The organism is Paraburkholderia sp. BL25I1N1, assembly GCF_003002025.1.
Classification (GTDB): Bacteria; Pseudomonadota; Gammaproteobacteria; order Burkholderiales; family Burkholderiaceae; genus Paraburkholderia.
This window is the reverse complement of sequence record NZ_PVZB01000006.1, coordinates 148,175-166,114: the sequence shown is the minus strand read 5'-3', so window position 1 is coordinate 166,114 and position 17,940 is coordinate 148,175. Positions and strand designations below refer to the sequence as shown.

Here is a 17,940-nt window from a genome sequence, read left to right as displayed (position 1 = left end):
GGCATTAAAACAATTTGGCGCGTCCGCTCACACCACCGTGTAATCGAACTCACCCGCCTCGCTCGCGCGCACCGCAATGCGTTCGATCGTCGCACCGTTCGCCACACGTTCCAGCACCTGCTGCGCCACTTCGGGCAACAGCGTGCCGTTCAGAATGTGATCCACATTGCGCGCGCCGGAATCCACTTCGGTGCAACGTGCAAGCACCGCATCGACCAGCGACTCGTCCCACTCGAACACCGCCTTGTGATTCGACTCGATGCGGCGGCGAATGCGGTCGAGTTTCAACTCGATGATTTCGGCGAGCACGTCGTCGGAAATCGGATAGTACGGCACCACTTTCATGCGTCCGAGAAATGCCGGTTTGAATGCTTTGTATAGCTGCGGACGCAAGGTTTCCGCAAGTTCATCGGCGTCGGGCAGTTCTTCCGCGCCCTTGTTCAGGCAGGCCTGCATCACCGCCTGCGAGCCGACGTTCGACGTCAGAATGATCAACGTGTTGCGGAAATCGATCTCGCGGCCTTCGGCATCATCCATCGTGCCTTTGTCGAACACCTGGAAGAACATTTCGAGCACGTCGGGGTGCGCCTTTTCGACTTCGTCGAGCAGCACCACGGAATACGGATTGCGGCGCACCGCTTCGGTCAGCACACCGCCCTCGCCATAACCGACATAGCCCGGCGGCGAACCTTTCAGACCGGACACGCTGTGCGCTTCCTGATACTCGCTCATGTTGATCGTGACCATCTTGCGCTCGCCACCGTACAGCACGTCGGCCAGCGCCAGCGCGGTTTCGGTCTTGCCGACGCCCGACGGTCCCACGAACATGAACACGCCGCGCGGTTTGTTCGGGTCTTCGAGATTCGCGCTTGCGGTGCGTACGCGCTGCGCAATCGCATCGAGCGCGTGGTCCTGGCCGATCACGCGCGCGGCCAGCAACGGCTGCAGGTTCAGCACGGTCTGGATTTCGTCCTTGACCATACGGCCGAGCGGAATGCCGGTCCACGCGGCGACGATTTCGGCGACCACGTGAGCGTCGACCTGCAACGGCACCATCGGTTGGCCGCCTTGCAACGCGTGCAGTTCGGCGACGCGCGTGGCGAGCGTTGCGCGCGCCTGCTGCGCTTTATCCGCTTGCTCCGGGTCCGCGCTGCTCACGCGCGCCGCGTCGATGTCCGCGCGCAAGCCGACAATCTCCGTCACCAAAACGCGTTCCTTGTCGTAGCGGGCTTCGTCTTCGGCGACATCCTTGAGGTCCTGTTCACGCAGGCCGCGTAATTCGGCGAGCCGTTCATCGTGCAATGCGCCGCTCGCTACTTCGCGTTCCAGTGCGGCGATTTCAGCGTCGATACGTTCGAGGCGCTTTTTCGTATCGTCGATGGCTGCCGGTGTCGAACTGTGCGCAAGCGCGACTTTCGCGCAAGCGGTGTCGAGCACGCTGATCGCTTTATCCGGCAGTTGCCGGCCGCTGATGTAGCGATGCGACAACCGCACCGCTTCGGTAATCGCATCGTCGAGCACGCGCACGTTGAAGTGCTTTTCCATCAACGCGGCCATGCCGCGCAACATGGCCGCGGCAAGCGACTCGCTCGGCTCTTCGATCTTCACGACCTGAAAACGCCGCGCGAGCGCCGCGTCTTTCTCGAAGTACTTTTTGTATTCGCTCCACGTGGTGGCAGCGATGGTGCGCAATTCACCGCGCGCCAACGCCGGTTTCAGCAGATTGGCCGCGTCGTTCTGCCCGGCCTGGCCACCGGCGCCGATGATGGTGTGCGCTTCGTCGATAAAAAGAATGATCGGATGCGGACTCTTCTTGACCTCATCGATCACGTTTTTCAGGCGGTTTTCAAACTCGCCTTTCACGCTCGCGCCGGCTTGCAGCAGTCCCATGTCGAGCATGTGCAGCGCCACGCCTTTGAGCGGCGCGGGCACGTCGTCGGCGGCGATGCGCAGGGCGAGACCCTCGACCACCGCCGTTTTACCGACGCCGGCCTCGCCCGTCATGATCGGGTTGTTCTGGCGGCGGCGCATCAGAATGTCGATGGTCTGGCGAATCTCGCCTTCACGGCCGATCACCGGATCGATCTTGCCGTCACGCGCGCGCTGCGTGAGGTTGCTCGTGTAGGTATCGAGCGCCGGCGTCTTAGACGGCGCGCCCGGTGAGGTAGCGGTCGCGACTGGATCGCCCGCGTTATCTCCCGCGCTTTGCGTCTCGTTGCTGCGCTCGACTTCGCGCGAGCCCGCGGTCAGTTCATCGAACTTGTGCTTCAGGTCGGTTACGCGCACATCGCGCAGCAACGGCGACATGCGCTCGGCGAATTGCGCGAGATCCGGCGCGCTCAGCAGCGCCAGCAACAGGTGTCCTGAACGGATCCGCCCGATCTGCGAATCGAGCGATGCAATCAGCCAAGCCTGTTCGAGCAGTTCGATCAGATGCTTCGAAAACACCGGCGTGCGCGTATTGCCGGTTTTCAAACGCTGCAACTCGCGCTCGAGATCCGCGCGCAACGCATGCGCGTCGATCCTGCTCGCGCGCAGCACCAGCGCGACGTCGCTGGCCGGCTCGTCCAGCAGCGCCAGCAGCAGATGCTCGAGGTCGACCTCGTAGTGACCGCGCGCGAGGCAATTGTTCGCCGCCAGCAAAGCCGCCTGCCGGCAGGTCGGATTCAGTTTGGCGATCAGGGTATTGAGGGACGTGCTCATGTCGTGCGATCCGGGTCCGGGTTCTGTCGTTATAGTCAGTGAATCACGTGCAATTCGTAGCGGGCGTCCGCGCGGTCACGGTCGGCATCTTTCGTGCACAGGAACGCGTCCCAACCGAGGCGCGCGCCCTTGCTCAACAGGCTCGGCCCGACGGCTTCGCGGCGCAGCACCAGCGACACCTCGTATTCGAGCGTGACGCCGGCCAGCAGCGTGAGCATGCGTTCGAGCGCCACCGCCCGCTCAGCGCCGGGTAAAAACGCTTCGTAATCGGGCTTGTCGAGCGGTCCGATTACGAGCCGCGCGCGCATGTCGCGCTGCCAGACGCGCTCGCCCGCCAGCGCGGTCGCGCCGAGCGTCGCGTTGACGCTGCCGAGCAAGGTCAACTGATCGCGCGGCACGTCGTACCATTTGCCGACGAACTGCTCGACGCGCACCCGCACCTTGAAGTACTCCGAGAGCGTGCGTTGCAAATACGCCGCCGATACCGGCCGATGCCGCGCGGCCAATGCGTAGCCGGCAATCGCTTCATCGAATAGCGCGCCCTTGCCGCTTTGCAGGCTGTTGCGCGTGTCGTCGTCGGCGACGCCGGCGAGCGCGAGCAAAAGCGGAAGGTAACGTTCGTCGCGATCCAGTTCATAGTGGAATGGCAGACGGTATTTCTTCCACGCCGCGTAGAACAGCGCCGTCGCGCGATTCGAGAACACATCGAAGAACTCGCGCGCGGCGCGATCGCGCTTGATCTGTTCACGCGCGATGATCTGCTCGGTGTAATGCAGCGGCAGAGCGCCCTGCCCGCCGAGCAAGCCGAAAAAGGCCGGCGTGATATCCACCTTATCGAGCGAGCCGTCCTCGAGCGCTGCCGTGCGCTGCGACTTTTCTTTCAGCGCTGCGCCTGCATTGTCAAAAGACTGCGCGCCGTGAATCTCACTCGGCGGGAACGACATCGACAGCGAATTGCGAAAAGCAATCCGCTGCGCGACGACTTCGCCGGGACGCCCCGCGTGAGATGGCGATTGCTGCGCGAACCACTTCTCGAGAATCCGCACCGCCTGAAAAAATTCGAAGCGATGCGGCTCGTCGAGAAGTTGCTCGACTACGCCAGGATCGATTCGCCGCTGCGCGGTTTGCATCGCAGGATCTCCTCGCCGGTGCGCTTCGACACGACGACCAGTTGCACAAAGCTGTTCAGATGCACGTACAGCCCAAAAAACGTGTCGATCACGCGCACGAACGACGCGAGACTCGTGCCGACGAAATGTTCTTCGTCGATCGTCAAACGAATCTCGATACCGCGCACGAAAGTGGCGAACGGTTTGCCCGGCAGCCATTGCACGGCTGCGTGCTGCTCGATGCCGACCAGTCCGTCGATGTGCCGCGCGGACACCGCCGTGCGCCGCAAGTCGTAGAGCACGAGCATTTCCTTGAGCGCCGACAGACCGCTACTGGCGAGCGAGACGTGATTTAACGCCAGATGCGAAATCAATCGCCAATGCGCGGCGCGTCCGCGTTCGAAACGCACGCTTGGCGTAGGCCGGCGCAGCATCGAGATGCTGCCGGTCAGCGAGCCGCCTTCGAGAAACAGATCGCCGCCGTCCAGCCCCACTGCGAGACCAGCAGGCAAATCGCGATTGGTACACGTCAGATCGAGACTCAAGGTATCAGTCTGGGGCGCGGCCGGTTCGAAGTCGATATCCACGATCGAGATTTCAGTCTCGTAGCCGGGGCTTTTTTGTGCGACCCAGTCGTTGCGCCGCGCGAACCAGTAGTGCCCCGCGCGCGCTGCTTCGCCGTGATGCAATGAATAGAACGGCCGGAATTCGATCACCGATTCTTCATGCGCCTGCTGCCTGACGAGTTTCACCGAATCGATCGAATAGACCTCGTAGGCGAACGCGCGGCGTGCTTCGGCGATCACCGGATACGAAATCGCCTGATGGCTGACACGGATCGGCTCGCCGTGCTGTTCGAACAGATTCACCACCGGCGTGCAGAACAGGCGGAAATGATGCGCGGCCAATGAATCCAGCAGGCGCGCCATGTGCGAGTCGCTGCGCACCTCCTTCAACACGACATGCAGCGTCAAACGCTGGCAGCGGCCGCTCGCGCGTGTCATCGCCGCCAGATCGAAGTCGGCGAAATTGAATTTTTCGGGGAACGCGAAGTATTCGGTCAGCAACCGGTATGCCGGATGCGATTTGGCAGGATAGTCGATCAGCGCGTCGTCTTCGTCGAAACCAGCTTGCACGACCGGAGATTCGCGCAGTTGTTTCCACACGCCGCGACGGTCGGCTTCCACGTAGGTGGCCATGCCGTTGACGAACAGACAGTCCGCCAGCGCCGCGATAAATGATTGCTCGCCGTGCAAATGCGTGCGCAGCTTGCCGACTTTCAGCGCCGTGAGGTCGAGTTGCGCCGCCGTCGATTCAAAGGTGATCGATACGATCGCCGTGGCATTGCCCGGCAGCACGGTCGCACTCGGCGCCATCGCCACCGACGTGTACTTCGCCTCGGAAATGCGGATCGGCGCCAGCGTCACATCGTAAGCGGTGCGAAAACGGCATTGCACGCCGCGAATGGGCCGTGACTTGAGTTCGGTGCCGCGCTCGACAACCACCGGTTCGGTCAGATGACTCAGCGCGGCGGACGTGCCCAGTTGCGCGATCGAGCACGACGGGAACGGCCGCAGGTAGTGCGGGTACAGCACTTCCAGCAGCGCTTCGGTGAATTCGGGGTAATCGTCGTCGAGTTTCTTGTTGATGCGCGCGCCGAGCAGCGCGAACGACTCGATCATCCGCTCGACGTGCGGGTCTTCGCAGTGTTCGCCGGACATGGCGAGGCGCGCCGCGATCTTCGGATAGCGCTCGGCGAAGTCGCGCGAATAGCGCCGCAGAAATGACAACTCGCGCTCGTAATACGGCAGCAATTCTTCCATCGATTTATCCCCGGACCTGACACTTCTCCGCCTGGTTCATCGCAGCCGTTGCGCGTAACGGTTGCGGTAAAGCGGTACTCTCAACACAACTACTCAGAAAAACACCGACAGACAATCACTCATTACAACTTCGCGCGTGCACGCGTGACCGAGTATTGCAACGTGGACGGCTGCAACATTGCATCGAAACTCACCGGCTCTTCCGCCGGATGCACAACCAGCAGCGCCTGAATCGCAAAGTTCAGCGCATTGGTGGATTGTTCGTTCAGTTCGAGTGTGACCGCCACTTGCTGCAAGCGCGGCTCGTGCCGCGCAATCGCCTGTTGAATCGATTTGCAGATGAACGTGCGGTCGTAATGGCTTGCAAGGCTTAAGCCCGCGAAATCGTTCAGGCCGTACGTGAGCACCGAGCGCTGACATTCCGGCAGCGCCGCCAGCTCGTGTTCGGTCAGCGCGATGCGCGTATTCAGGATCGCCTCGACGTCGCGCGCGACGGTGCTCTTCAATTCATCCAACGACAATTGCCGCATCGCCGGGGAAGCCGGCAGATGCGGTTCGTCGTCGAACAGCTTGTCGAGAAAGCTGGGTTCGAAGCGTTTCATCAGCGTCCGAAGAAGCGGATCGATGCGAGGCGCACCCGGCGCGCGGCAGCTCTTTCGAGCCACGCGGGCCGCGTGCGCCCGTGCATCAGACCGCGTACGTCTTGTCGTTCTTCGTCAGGCTCCACGCGCCTTGCGCGTTGCCGCCCTGGTTGCCGCCGATCTTCTGCTGCGTGTACTTCCACTGCACGGCAGCGTACTTCAGCGAGAACTGTTCGGTCGGCAGGCCTTCACCCACCACGCTCGGCGTCACGCTCGAAATGATCACGTACTTGAGCTTCACTTCCAGGTACTTGATGCGATTGCCTTCGCCGTCCGAACGCATGAAGTCGATCGTGACTTCGTCGAACGTCGTGCCGCCCGACGCGTGTTGATAGATCAGCGGGCTGACCACGTCGATGTCTTTCGTGAACTGCATATCGGCGTGTTCGCAGCGCTCGGAGGTGTGACCACCTGCCGTGGAAGCCGTTGCCGAACGCGGTTGCGTGATCGAGTGGCTCCACGAATCAATTTCGATCCAGCCAGCGTGATCCTTATCGGCAGACTCGCCTTTGATCGCCGGATTGCCGAATTTTAAATAGATATCCTTCATAACTCATCGACTCCCCAAAGAGGTGGTTTTAAGCTAACCTGGGCGGCCAGCCCAGGCCAGCTGACTTGCTTTGCTTTATGAATTAGCCGGTTTCGGCAGGTCAGCGACAAGCCGCAAAGAGATCGACAGCTCGTCCAGTTGAAAGTGCGGACGCAGGAATGCGACCGAACGATACGCACCAGGCTTGCCCGGAATCTCCGAGACTTGGATCGACGCCTCGCGCAGCGGGAACTGCGCCTTCTGCTCCTGAGTTGCGTTGTCGTCCAGCAGCACGTACTGCGAGATCCAACGGTTCAGGAATACTTCGACGTTCTGTGCCGACGCAAAGCTGCCAATCTTGTCGCGCATCATCGCCTTCAGGTAGTGCGCGACGCGCGATACCGAGAAGATGTACTGCAATTGCGCGGACAGGACCGCGTTGGCATTCGCGCTGTCGGTGCTGTATTTCTTGGGTTTCTGCACCGATTGCGCGGCGAAGAACGCGGCGTAATCAGAGTTCTTGCAATGCACGAGCGGAATGAAGCCGAGGTCGCTCAGTTCTTTTTCGCGGCGGTCGGTAATCGCGATTTCAGTCGGGCATTTCAGCGCGACTTCGCCGTCGTCGGTCTTGAAGGTGTGGGTGGGCAGGTCTTCGACCAGGCCGCCGCCTTCCACGCCGCGAATCGCCGCGCACCAGCCGAAGTCGTCGAATGCGGCCGTCAGGCGTGCGGCGAATGCCCACGCCGCGTTACACCACAGGTATTTGCTGTGATCGGTGCCGTCCACGTCTTCGACGAAGTTGAAACCCTCCGCCGTGGCGCCGTCTTTCGGATTGAAAGGCAGGCGGCCGAGAAAACGCGGCAGCGTGAGACCGACGTAGCGGGAATCTTCGGCGTCGCGGAACGACTTCCACTTCGCGTATTCGACCGTGTCGAACACCTTGCCGAGATCACGCGGCTTGCCGAGGTCGGCAAAGGTATCGAGGCCCATCAGTTCGGGTGACGCCGACGCGATGAACGGCGCATGCGCGGCCGCGGCAACGTGCGACATCTGTTCGATGAAGTACATGTCTTCCGGCTGACGCGTTACTTCGAAGTCGCCGACGATCGTGCCGAACGGCGAGCCGCCGAAGGTGCCGAATTCTTCTTCGTAGATCTTCTTGAACAGCGCGCTCTGATCGAATTCGATCGCGGTCTTGAAGTCGCGCACCAGGTCACGCTTGGGCGCATGCAGCGCCTTGATCTTGACCGTTGCCCCGGTGTTGCTTTCCTTGCACAGATAGTCGAGGCCGCGCCACGTGCTTTCCATGCGCTGGAATTCCGGCGCGTGCATCACCGCGCTCAACTGCGCGGAGATCAGGCGGTCGAGTTCGGCGACGCGCGCGTCGATGGTGGCCGACAGGTTATCGGACACCACCACCGTGCCGTCGAGCACCTGATGCACGAGCTCACCGATCAGGTCTTTCGCGCGCGCGTGCTCGGAATCGGACTTCGCCACGCGGCTTTTCTCGACGATTTCGTCGAGCAGCGTGGATTCCGTACCGCTTTGCGCGGTCGCTAGTTGGGCTGCTGCCGTTTGCTGATTCATCTCACACCCCGTGCTTATTCGCCCTGCTTGTCGTGGTCCGGCGCGCCGCCGTGCTGGTCCGCCGCGTTGCTCTGGTCTTTCGCCAGGGTTTGCAACTGCTGCGTGTTGTTGAGCACTTCGCTCAGCAGGTCTTCGAGTTTGTCGTTGCCGGCCAGCTTGTTGCGCAGATCGGCGAGCTTCGAACGGGCTTCGAGCAGGCGCCGCAGCGGTTCGATTTGCGCGACCACTTCGTCCGGATTGAAGTCGGCCATCGACTTGAAACGCAGGTCGACCGCGAATTTGCCGCCGGCTTCGCTCAGGCGGTTTTCCACCTGAAACGCGGCGCGCGGTTCGATCGCTTTCATCACGTCGTCAAAATTATCGCGGTCGATATTGACGAACTTGCGATCGCGCAGCTTCGGCTGCTCGACTTCGGACTGCCCCGCCAGATCGGCGACCACGCCGACGACGAACGGCAGTTCCTTCACCTCGATCGCATCGCCACGCTCGACCTCATAGGTCAACTGAACGCGGGGCGGCCGCACTTTTTGCAAGCGTTTTTGAATGCTTTCTTTCTTCGCCATCGTCGGCTCCCGGTGCTGATGGATCAGGCGTGTGGATCAGCGCAACGCGCTGAACGGATCGGACGCGCCGCTGCTTTGCGCGGCTTTGGCGGGTGCCGCAGGCGCTGCCGGCGCAGCGGGCGCAGGCGGCGCGGCGACCGGAGTCGTGGCGCCGGGTGTGGCGTCAGGCGTATCCGCTGCAGGCTTGCCCTTGGCGACGTGACGAACCACGCGCTTCTTCTTTGCCGCCGGCTTGTCGCTCGGGTCGGGCGGGAACAGTGTGGCTTCGCCGAGCGTGTCGCGCAGCTGCTTGGCGAGCGCTTGCGCGTCCGACTTGGCATCGCCCGCGAGCGACGCGTCCTGACGCAATTCGCCGAGCGATTGCGTGGCGACGCGCAGGCCGGCCACCGCGAGCACGCTCTTGGCCTGACGATCGGTCTGATCGCGTTGCAATGCTTCTTGCGCGGCCACGATTGCCTGACCGTAATGACCTTGCGTGAACTGGATCTGCGCAATACGCGACCACGGTTCTTCACGCGTCGGATCGGATTTGGAAAGCTGCTGATAAAGCGCGATAGCGCGATCCTGATCGCCGCCCTTTGCGACGGTATCGGCATCCGCGAGTTGCTTATTAAAAGCCTCCGGTGTGGTCGCCGCGTTGTTGCCCTGTGTTGCGCATCCGGCCATCACGCCGCATGCCAACACAACCCCAGATAGTTTTACTAACAGACGCTCATTCATCGTTTTTCACCGACGTGCGAATTTTTTAATTCAAGGAGAAACCGGAGTTTTGCTTTGCTTGAAGTGCGCGGGTATAGTACAGGCCAATTTTCGATAATTCAACTTTCGTGTGAAGAAGGATTGCACAAAAAAAATGCATGCGGATCATTTAAACGAAACATGCAGAAATTGTTTCCTGGCGCAATAGCAGCATTGGGGACACCGGAAAAAATTTCCACTCGCCGGCTGCCGGCCCGGTAGCGCCGGAAGTTACAAGCGCTTTGCATATCGCGGCATTAAGTGGCATAGCGTGGCTACAAATTTGCCGGATTGAGTTCGTTATTGATGTTTTGACGGGGGACGGCGCCGAGCCGGTCGATGTATATGAATTCGCGTGTTATTCGCTATGCATCGCTTTTGATCGCCAATGCGGCGGTCTGCGCGCTTCTGGGCGGCTGCGCGGCCGGCGTGACGGTGCTCGGAGCCGCTGCCAACGCGGCTTTGCAGGCAAGCGGCCTCGGCAAGCCGGATCTGCCGGATGCCCAGAAACCACCGCGCAATCTCGGCCTCACCTTATATGCAGCGTCGAATCTGAACGCCGCGAATGACAAACGGCCATTGGCGCTGGTGGTGCGGCTTTACGTACTGAAAGACCCGACTTCATTCCAGCAGGCGCCGTTCGACGCATTTACCGATCCAGCAAAGGAAAAGACCGTATTGGGCGGTGATTTGCTGGGCGTGCGTGAAGTAACGCTGATCCCGGGCCAGCGCTACGTTGTTACCGAAAAAGTCTCGCGTGAAGCGCAGGCATTCGGTATCGTCGCGCTATTCCGTGATCCGGCGATGCAGCGCTGGAAATTCGCCTTCGACCCGGCGAAGTCGGAGAAATCCGGCATAATGATCGGCCTGCATAACTGTGCAATGACGGTGACCAATGGCACGGTGATCCCGCCAGACCAGGGACTGCCGGCGCAAGCGCTAAATATGCTTTCTTCGGTAAGCTGCGGATAAAGATGCCGGACAAATGCGATTTAACATTTTTTAAGCAATTAACAATGCGGCGCTCGAATCGGTTATCTCCGGGTGCGCCACACGCAGAACGCATATAACGGGTTTGAGATGAGTTATTCGGCAAAAGTGCTATGGGGGGAAGGCCTGTTTCTGAGGCCGCAGCATTTTCAGCGTCAGGACGCTTATCATGAGGCGCGCCTGTTCGAGTCGATCCAGGCGATCCAGCCGTATAACTGGGGCGTGCGCTCGGCGCGCTTCGATCGCGACGCGCTCGGCAGCAACGTGCTGCGCGTGAGCGAACTCTCGCTGGTGTTTCCCGACGGCGCGCTCTACTCCGCGCCGCAGGCCGACGACCTGCCGCCGCCCATCGCGCTGGATACGCTTCCCGACGGCATCAACGAATTCACGTTTTATCTCGCGCTGCATCCGCTGCGCGAAACCGGTGCGAACTATGCGCAGGACAGCAATGCCGGTTTCATCTCGCGTTACGTCAGCGAACAGACGCCGGTGGCCGATCATTTCACCGACGCCGCCGAAGCCGACATCACCTTCCTGAAGACCAGCGTCAAGCTGATCGCGCATAGCGAGCCACGCGATCAACTGCTCTCGGTGCCGCTCGTGCGGGTACGCCGCACCGCTACGAGCGGGTTCGAAATCGACGACACGTTCGTGCCGCCCTGCCTCGCTATCGACGCCTCGCCGATCCTGCATCAGCGCCTGCGTCAACTGATCGACGCCTTGCAGGCCAAGGTCAATGCGTTATACGGCTTTCACCGCGAGCCGACCAAGAACATCATCGAGTTCCGTTCCGGCGACATCGCCTCGTTCTGGCTGTTGCATACCGCGAGCGCGGCCTTCGCTTCGCTCGCGCATCTGTACCAGCATTCGGCGCTGCATCCCGAACGCCTGTTTCAGGAACTGCTGCGGCTCGCCGGCCAGTTGATGACGTTTTCGAAAGGCTATGCGCTCTCTGATTTGCCGGCGTATCGCCACGACGATCCGGGCCCCGGCTTCGCGCGTCTCGACACGATCCTGCGCGATCTGCTCGAAACCGTGATCTCCACGCGCTACTTCGCGATCGCGCTCGAAGAAGTGCGTCCGTCGTTCCATGCGGGCCGGCTCGACTCGGGCAAGATCGACGACAAGACCATGTTCTACATCGCGGTATCGGCGGATATGCCGACCGCCGAACTCGTGGAAGCCGTGCCCGCGCGCTTCAAGGTCGGCGCGCCGGACGACGTCGACAAGCTGGTGCTCTCGGCCATGCCGGGCGTGCGGCTCGTCTACACGCCGCAGGTGCCGCCCGCCATTCCGGTGCGTCCGGGCGCGTGCTACTTCTCGTTCGAATCGCGCGGCGCGCTGTATGACCGTATGTTGCAGGCTCAATCGGCAATGATCTACGCGCCGTCGGGCATCAACGATCTTCAACTCGAACTGATCGCCGTCACATCATGAGCTACGCGCCATCCCTCTTTGGCGGCAGCACGCCTGCCGCCGCGCCCGCCCCGATCACCGAGCCGAGCTATCAGGTCCGCTCGTTGCTCGATCTGCTGTACGACGGTTTCTTCATGTTGTTCCTGTTGAAGAACGGCCGCGAGCCCGGCGACGCGCAGGAATTCAGCCAGCGCATCCAGCAGTTCCTCGGCGACTTCGAGCGCGGCGCGAAAAAGCTCAATGCGTCGGCCGAAGATGTCTACGCGTCGAAGTTTGCGTTCTGCGCCGCCATCGACGAATCGGTGTTGTCGTCCACCTTCAGGATCCGCACGGAATGGGAGCGCCGGCCGCTGCAACTGGTGCTGTTCGGCGAGCAACTGGCGGGCGAGAAATTTTTCCAGTATCTCGAGGAGTGCCGCGCACAAGGCGCGGCACGCTTGCAGTCGCTGGAGGTGTTTCACATGTGCCTGCTGCTCGGTTATCAGGGCAAGTATCTGCTCGAAGGACCGGAGAAGCTCGCGTATCTGACCGCGCGCATCGGCGACGAAATCGCGCATCTGAAAGGCAAGCGCGCGCAGTTCGCGCCGCATTGGCCACTGCCCGATCAGGTCGCGCACCGTCTGAAGCGCGAGGTGCCGTTGTGGTCGATCGGCGCGGTGTTCGCGCTGGTGGGATTGCTGGCTTATCTCGGGCTGAATACCTATCTGCGTGATCAGACCTTGCGTTCGCTCGCGCCGTATTCGCAGGTGGTCAAGCTCGGTCCGCAATCGGCTACGTTGACGATTTCGTTGCCTTAAGCCTGCGCCGACCAATAAGTGAAAATGGCCCGCATTTGCGGGCCATTTCCGTTTGGCACTGGTGAAGTGAAGCTTATTGCGACTCTTCCGCCCACACCGCGTTTTCGCGCGCCATCAGCGCCGTCGAAGCCGCCGGACCAAACGTGCCCGCCGTATAGCCACGCGGCTTCTCACCCGATTTGCCCCAGCCTTCCAGAATCGGTTCGGCCCACGCCCATGCCGCTTCGAGTTCGTCGCGCCGCATGAAATGCGTGAGGCGTCCGCGAATCACGTCGATCAGCAAACGCTCATACGCTTCAGCGCGACGCTCGGTGAAAGCCTGCTGCAAATCCAGATTCAGATTCACCGGCAGCATGTGCATGCCGCTGCCCGGCTCCTTCGCCAGCACCTGCAACTGGATCGATTCTTCCGGCTGCAACTGGATCACCAGACGATTGCCGTAGTTGCGCCCGCCCTTCGGAAAGATCGAGAACGGCAGTTCGGCAAATTCGATGACGATCTCCGACACCTTCTTTTGCATCCGCTTGCCGGTGCGCAGGAAAAACGGCACATGCGCCCAGCGCCAGTTGTTGATATGCGCGCGCAAGGCGACGAAGGTTTCGGCGCGGCTGCCGGCCGGCACGTTGTCTTCTTCCTGATAACCCTTCACGGCCTCGCCGTCCACGGCGCCCGCGGTGTACTGGCCGCGCACGGTATCGCGCGCGATGTCCTCGGGCGTCATGGGCCGCAGCGAACGTAACACCTTGAGCTTTTCGTCGCGCACCGCGTCCGGGTCGAGCGACACCGGCGGCTCCATCGCGACGATGCACAGCAGTTGCAGCAAGTGGTTCTGCACCATGTCGCGCAGCGCGCCGGTTTTATCGTAGAAGCCCGCGCGGCTGCCCACGCCGACCGTTTCCGCCACGGTGATCTGCACGCTCTTGATATACGGCGCCTGCCACAGCGGGCCGAAAATCGGATTGCCGAAGCGCAGCACCATCAGGTTCTGCACGGTTTCCTTGCCGAGGTAGTGGTCGATCCGGTAGATCTGCGCTTCGCTGAAATGCTTGCCGACTGCCGTGTTGATTTCCTGCGCGGAGGCCAGATCGTGACCCAGCGGCTTCTCGAGCACGACGCGCGAGTTGGCGTCGATCAAGCCCGCGGCTGCGAGGTTGTCACAGATGTTCGTGAACAGATCCGGCGACGTCGCGAGATAGAACACGCGGCGCACGCCTTCGCGCGACACTTCTTTCAGACGCTGATAGTCTTCGACCGAGTCGACGTCCATGCGCACGTACTCGAACAGCGCGAGAAATTTGTCCCAGGCACCGGCATCGAACGCTTTCTTTTCGATGAAGGGCTTCGCCTTCAGCTCCATGAATTCGTTGATGTACTCCTCACGCGACCAGGGCTTGCGGCCGATCGTGAGAATGCGGGTGTTCGGCGGCAGATTGCAGTGCAGATGCGCCATGTAGAGCGCAGGCAGCAGCTTGCGAAACGACAGATCGCCGGTGCCGCCGAAGATGATCATGTCGAGCGGCAGGTCGGAAGTGGCAGAAGCGTGTTGGGTCGTCATAGCGCGGTCGCAGCGTCGTGAGGGATAAGGCGTCGGTGAACGGCAGAAAAAAAGCGGGCAGAAAAAAGCAGCGGCGCGGTGCCGGCGCACCGGCACTTCTTCTGGCAAACGCCTATGGTGCAACGTTTTGAGATTGTTTGCACGGCAACATGTGCCTCAGGTTCGCGCAATATGCCAACCTAACGCGCTAAAGGCCTGTTTCCAGGACCTTTTTCGGTGTTCGCGGGCACGCCCTATCCTGTCGCAAAGCATGCTCCGCAGGCCATGCGCGGCCCCTCTCACGTGGTTTTCCCCCCAAGCCTTCAACCTCCTGACAACGCCTCGCGCGCCACGCGGCACGCCGCCAGATCCCACGCTGCACAGCCGACGCTTTTAAATACGATCGGTTTTTTTTGCGGCAACGACGCTGCATTGTCGAGCACCGAAGCGATGCCGCCGACCTGAGCCCAGTCGACGCCCGCCTGAATGAAGTCGCCGGCTTCGTGGCGCGCGCCGGCTTCGTCATCGACGAAAAGCGCGCTTTCGCCGAGGGTGCGCGCGCCGATCTCGACCATCGCCGGCGTGAATGCGCCGACGCCGATCACGAGGCGCTCCACGCGCGCCGCCTCGTCGTAGACCGGCTGTCTGCTCGTGGTCAGCGCGATCACTACATCGACCGAGTCGGGGATCGTGGCGCCGGGCTGGATCAGCGGCTGAAGTTCACGCGCCTTGCCCTGATGCGCGGCGCAAAACGCCTCGGCGCGCGCAGGCGCGCTGCCCTTCACCCACACTCGCGCGTCGGGAAACAGTTCGCCGATCGCCTCCAGATGGTTGAGCGCCTGCGTGCCGGTGCCGATCAGCAGAAATTCGCGCGGCGTTGCCGCGGCGAAAGTGTCGACGCCGAGCATCGAGATTGCCGCCGTGCGCCGTCCCGTCACGGTCGGGCCATCGAGAATGAAGAGCGTCTCGCCGGTGTCGGCGTCGAACGCCATCACCTTGCCGTGGATGGTCGGGAGGCCGCGTGCGCGATTGGCCGGGCATACGTTCACCAGCTTGTGGATCGCGAGATCGGGCGCGGTGGCCGGCATCGACAGCATGATGCCGTCCTCGTTGAGCGGCACAAGCAGCCGCTCGGGACTCGCAATGCGCCGCTGCGCATAGTCGATGGTCGCGCGCTTGAGTGCATCGACAAGCGCGGCATAGGGAATCAGCCGGGTGGTCGCGGCGGCGTCGAAGGTCTGCGTGGTCGGCTGGGTCATGGGCAGGTCGTTCCGGTGTTTGGCAAAGTTTGAGTTCGAATGGGCTAGCAGGCGGCGGGCGTCTCATTCGGCTGCCGCGACGACTGGATCAGCATCAACAGATCGCCCGCCTCGATCGGACACGGCTCGTCTTCGTAAAACGACAGCACGCGCCCCGCGCGCACGAGCCCCACCACCACCGCGCCCGGCAGCGCATTGCTCCAGCGGCCGATCTCCTGCGCCGTCGCCCGACGTTCGACCAGGTTGACACGGCCACGTGCCGACAACAGGTCGTTCACGAAGGGCACGATGTATTCGCTGTCCACCGCGTCGGCAAGCAGCAAGCCGCCGATCTTGGTCGACGAGACGATCACGTTCGCCCCGGCCTGGCGCAATTGCCGCTGGTAGGTCTGCTCCTGAATCCGCACCACGATCTTGGTCTGCGGCGCGACGCTGCGCACGGTCAGCGTGAGCAGGATGGCGGTGGCGTCGTCGGTGACGGCAATGATCACCGCGCGGGCGATCTGCACCTGCGCCTGCTGCAACAGATCCTCGCGCGACGGATCGCCGAGCAGGCCGGCGACACCGAGCGCCGTGGCCGCTTCGAGCGCCGCCTGCTGCGGATCGATCACGACGATCGACTCCGCGGTGAAACCGCTTTCCAGCAACTCGCGCACCGCGACCGAACCGCTCAATCCATAGCCGCAAATCACGACGTGATCGCGCAACTGCTTTTGCAGGCGTTTCATGCGGAATTCCTCGATGACGCGTTGAATGACGAACTGATAGGCGGTGCCGAGAAACACGAACCAGATGACGATGCGGATCGGCACGATGAAAAAGGCGTCGATGAGCCGCGCGCGGGCCGTCACCGGCACGATGTCGCCGTAGCCGACGGTGGCTACCGTCACCATCGTGAAGTACATCAGATCGACGATGCCGAGGACTTTGCGGTTGGCATCACGCAAGCCGTCCCGATCGAGATAGAGCACGGCGAAGGCGAGCACGCACAGGCCCACCACCAGATACACGCGCTGCAACAGCATGCGTTGCGGGGATGCCGCCGGCCGCGTGAACAGCGTGCGGGCGCGCGGCGCCTGCCAGGGCGTGCGGGCACGGCGCGGCAAACGGAAGCGCGGCAGACGTGGCTCCGGCTTGGGCGATTCAGGCATGCGGCGGCTCCCGCAGTCGATGACAAGCGATTCTACGACGCCGGACGCGCCGCGGGGCCGGATCGCGAAAGCAGGACGTTAAGCCGCCCCGCCGTCACTGCGACGTATTTTTATCGGCGCCCTTCTTGCCGCCCTTGAACATCGCGCGGCATGCCGGGCTCAGTTCATCGACGTGCTGCTTCATGCAGGCGGTGATCTTGTCTTCGTTGGGAATGTCGGCGGCGCAAAAATGCATGGCGTCGCCTCGGCAGGCCTTGGTCTGTTCGTCGCGGCTGGCAGCGTCCGCCGTGGCAGCGGAGCCAAGAGCAATCAAGCTGGCAGCAAGGAGGGCGTAGGTTCGTTTCATGGCGGTTCCGGTAGCACTAGAGTCGATACCGCGTATCAGCAGAAAACGGGCCCGATCACCCCGCTCACCGTGCGACAAAAAAACGCCGCCCGCCGCGGCTAGCGCGCGATCCGGCTGAGCGTCATGCCGCGTCCCGCGTAGAAACGCGTCATGGTGTCGAATGGCAGATACACATCGGCTTGATGCGGCGCGATACCCGAGGGATTGTGGAACCACACGCCGTCGCGGCCGCGTCCGTGCAGCAGGATCAGATGACCACCCTGGCGCTGATTGGGCCGCTGGGGATAACGGATCTCCGGGCTCACGGAGACAATTGCCAGCGTCTCGGCGTTCAGCCGCGCGGCCATGTTTTCGAGCGGCGCTTGCGGCAGCACGTCGACCCGAACGCCGAACGCGCCGGCCACCCAATCGGCAAATGGCCGGTAAATCAAACCATCGACGCCGCCATCCTCGCGCATGCGGTACACGCCATGCCGCAACGCTTCGTCGAGCAGCGCGGCGCGCGGCGCGTGATCGATGCGCCAATAGTCGAGCGCGGACTCGAGGCACGTCAGGCCGCACAGCCGCTTAGCCCAGAAGCGGTAACGCTCTGGATCGGAGAAGCCGCTGCGCTGCCAGCCGGGATCGGCGCACGGGTCGCTGTGCTGCTCGACGATCCGGCCGACCCATTCGGGACTGCCCCATTGCGTGTAGTACGGCACGCCGACGTGGCGCAGAGTCGCTTCGTTCATGGGTGGTGCGAGAAAAGGATTGC

Annotated in this window: 16 protein-coding genes; 3 read left to right on the top strand and 13 right to left on the bottom strand. The window is 62.1% G+C overall.

Going from position 1 to position 17,940, the window contains the following annotated elements:
* Positions 1–27: 27 nt before the first annotated feature.
* The 8 genes from tssH to B0G73_RS11305 form a co-directional block, all read right to left on the bottom strand.
* Positions 28–2,703: a type VI secretion system ATPase TssH gene (gene tssH / locus B0G73_RS11340; protein WP_106280702.1), complete on the bottom strand. Its 2,676-nt coding sequence runs from the start codon at positions 2,701–2,703 to the stop codon at positions 28–30.
* 35 nt (positions 2,704–2,738) lie between these two features.
* On the bottom strand, positions 2,739–3,833 hold the full coding sequence (gene tssG, locus B0G73_RS11335) for a type VI secretion system baseplate subunit TssG (RefSeq protein WP_106280700.1): 1,095 nt from the start codon (positions 3,831–3,833) through the stop codon (positions 2,739–2,741).
* A complete protein-coding gene (gene tssF, locus B0G73_RS11330) occupies positions 3,797–5,635 on the bottom strand; it encodes a type VI secretion system baseplate subunit TssF (RefSeq protein WP_106280698.1) in 1,839 nt (612 codons plus the stop codon). The genes tssG and tssF overlap by 37 nt, the downstream gene beginning before the upstream one ends.
* A gap of 122 nt (positions 5,636–5,757) precedes the next feature.
* Positions 5,758–6,237 (bottom strand): type VI secretion system baseplate subunit TssE, encoded by a 480-nt coding sequence (tssE, locus tag B0G73_RS11325; protein WP_007176945.1) that lies wholly within the window; start codon positions 6,235–6,237, stop codon positions 5,758–5,760.
* Between the two features lie 85 nt (positions 6,238–6,322).
* A complete protein-coding gene (locus B0G73_RS11320; RefSeq protein ID WP_020070381.1) occupies positions 6,323–6,826 on the bottom strand; it encodes a type VI secretion system tube protein Hcp in 504 nt (167 codons plus the stop codon).
* 75 nt (positions 6,827–6,901) lie between these two features.
* The gene (gene tssC, locus B0G73_RS11315; protein WP_012426790.1) at positions 6,902–8,392 is read right to left on the bottom strand and encodes a type VI secretion system contractile sheath large subunit; all 1,491 of its coding nucleotides are present in this window, start codon (positions 8,390–8,392) and stop codon (positions 6,902–6,904) included.
* Between the two features lie 14 nt (positions 8,393–8,406).
* Entirely contained in the window at positions 8,407–8,955 is a 549-nt protein-coding gene (gene tssB, locus B0G73_RS11310; protein ID WP_106280696.1) for a type VI secretion system contractile sheath small subunit, read from the bottom strand.
* A 36-nt stretch (positions 8,956–8,991) separates the two neighbouring features.
* Positions 8,992–9,675, bottom strand: a complete 684-nt coding sequence (locus tag B0G73_RS11305; protein ID WP_106280694.1) for a tetratricopeptide repeat protein — start codon at positions 9,673–9,675, stop codon at positions 8,992–8,994.
* Between the two features lie 363 nt (positions 9,676–10,038).
* Between B0G73_RS11305 and tssJ the strand changes: the two genes are divergently transcribed.
* The 3 genes from tssJ to icmH all read left to right on the top strand — a co-directional run bounded on the left by tssJ (position 10,039) and on the right by icmH (position 12,896).
* A complete protein-coding gene (gene tssJ, locus B0G73_RS11300; protein WP_106280917.1) occupies positions 10,039–10,665 on the top strand; it encodes a type VI secretion system lipoprotein TssJ in 627 nt (208 codons plus the stop codon).
* A gap of 108 nt (positions 10,666–10,773) precedes the next feature.
* A complete protein-coding gene (tssK, locus tag B0G73_RS11295; protein ID WP_106280693.1) occupies positions 10,774–12,120 on the top strand; it encodes a type VI secretion system baseplate subunit TssK in 1,347 nt (448 codons plus the stop codon).
* Complete coding sequence (icmH, locus tag B0G73_RS11290) at positions 12,117–12,896, top strand: type IVB secretion system protein IcmH/DotU (protein WP_106280691.1); 780 nt, start codon at positions 12,117–12,119, stop codon at positions 12,894–12,896. Before tssK ends, icmH begins: the two co-directional genes overlap by 4 nt.
* A 73-nt stretch (positions 12,897–12,969) precedes the next feature.
* Here icmH and zwf read toward each other — a convergent pair whose 3' ends face one another.
* From zwf to B0G73_RS11265, 5 genes are all read right to left on the bottom strand, one after another.
* Positions 12,970–14,451 carry a glucose-6-phosphate dehydrogenase gene (zwf, locus tag B0G73_RS11285; RefSeq protein WP_106280689.1) on the bottom strand — a complete coding sequence of 494 codons (1,482 nt, stop codon included), beginning with the start codon at positions 14,449–14,451 and terminating at the stop codon, positions 12,970–12,972.
* 302 nt (positions 14,452–14,753) lie between these two features.
* Positions 14,754–15,689 (bottom strand): bifunctional Delta(1)-pyrroline-2-carboxylate/Delta(1)-piperideine-2-carboxylate reductase, encoded by a 936-nt coding sequence (gene lhpI / locus B0G73_RS11280; RefSeq protein WP_106280687.1) that lies wholly within the window; start codon positions 15,687–15,689, stop codon positions 14,754–14,756.
* 44 nt (positions 15,690–15,733) lie between these two features.
* Positions 15,734–16,840, bottom strand: a complete 1,107-nt coding sequence (locus B0G73_RS11275; protein WP_106280685.1) for a TrkA family potassium uptake protein — start codon at positions 16,838–16,840, stop codon at positions 15,734–15,736.
* 94 nt (positions 16,841–16,934) lie between these two features.
* Complete coding sequence (locus tag B0G73_RS11270; protein ID WP_106280683.1) at positions 16,935–17,186, bottom strand: hypothetical protein; 252 nt, start codon at positions 17,184–17,186, stop codon at positions 16,935–16,937.
* A gap of 98 nt (positions 17,187–17,284) precedes the next feature.
* Positions 17,285–17,917, bottom strand: a complete 633-nt coding sequence (locus B0G73_RS11265) for a C39 family peptidase (RefSeq protein ID WP_106280681.1) — start codon at positions 17,915–17,917, stop codon at positions 17,285–17,287.
* Positions 17,918–17,940: the final 23 nt, after the last annotated feature.